The organism is Sphingobacterium sp. HJSM2_6, from assembly GCF_049316305.1.
In the GTDB taxonomy this organism is placed as follows: Bacteria; Bacteroidota; Bacteroidia; order Sphingobacteriales; family Sphingobacteriaceae; genus Sphingobacterium.
On the sequence record NZ_JBMOXB010000039.1, the window covers coordinates 1 to 1039 of the forward strand.

1 protein-coding gene is annotated in these 1039 nt (G+C 33.5%); it reads left to right on the top strand.

Annotated features, from left to right (window positions below):
* On the top strand, positions 1-753 hold a 753-nt coding region (locus ACFRAE_RS17685; protein ID WP_422798496.1), incomplete at its 5' end, for a DUF6929 family protein.
* Positions 754-1039: the final 286 nt, after the last annotated feature.

The following is a 1039-nucleotide window of genomic DNA, read 5'->3' on the forward strand; positions in this document are numbered from 1 at the left end:
TCAGACAATAGCAACTATCTCTATGAATACCAAATTTCAAAGGCTCAGTTAACAAAACATCCTCTCTTACAAAGATTGCAAATGGAGCAGATAGAGAAATCAGAAAAGATGGATCTTGAAGCTATCCTTTATAAAGACGAAAAACTATTTGTTTTTGGCTCTGGATCAACACCCCGTCGTGAGTTAGGATTTTCTTTCAGCATAAGTGACGGATTAATCAACACGCTAGATCTTAGCAAACTGTACCAATCTATGCGGAAATCAGCCAATATTGATTTTGCAGATTTTAATATTGAAGGTGTTGCAATTTTTGGGGAAAATTGGTTGTTCCTCAATCGAGGAAATGGCCCCGGTGAGCGCAATGTAATTTTTAATGTCAGAGGAATAAACCTGATTGAGGATTTCCAAATTACTAGCCATGATATCAACATTCCACACATTAATGGTCTGTCTTTTGGTTTTTCTGGTGCCACAGTAATCCATAATACGCTATTTTTCATAGCTACAGCTGAAGAAGGTAAATCGACATACGATGACGGCAAAATCGGAGGGACAATATTTGGAATAATTAATTTAAAAACAATGAAAATCTATTCTGTCCAAAATATTTCGCAGTCTCATAAATTTGAAGGGATATCATTGTATGAAGTACAGGCTGATAAAATTTCTTTTCTATTGTGTGAGGATAATGACGGCATTTCCAATGTTGCAAGTATTTTCAAACTTGAAATAACCTCCCCTTTATGCGATTAAGCATTTCACTTCATTCTGATTATTCCTATCAAACCCATAAAAAAGATTATTTTTATTTATTGACACAAACTACATTACATCTTTTGCCATCATTAAATAATTTGCATAGGTCTTCTAAGTAATAATCAATATTTCCTCTAATGTTAGAATCTGGTAGTATTCAACTTTCATTATTTGAACTCTACATTCCAGAAAAAAAACCTTTTTTAATAAGAGATTATTGAGTGTTTAATAACCAGTCGCTGTGTGACATCTCAAATTTTATTTCACCTTTACCATGCATCCC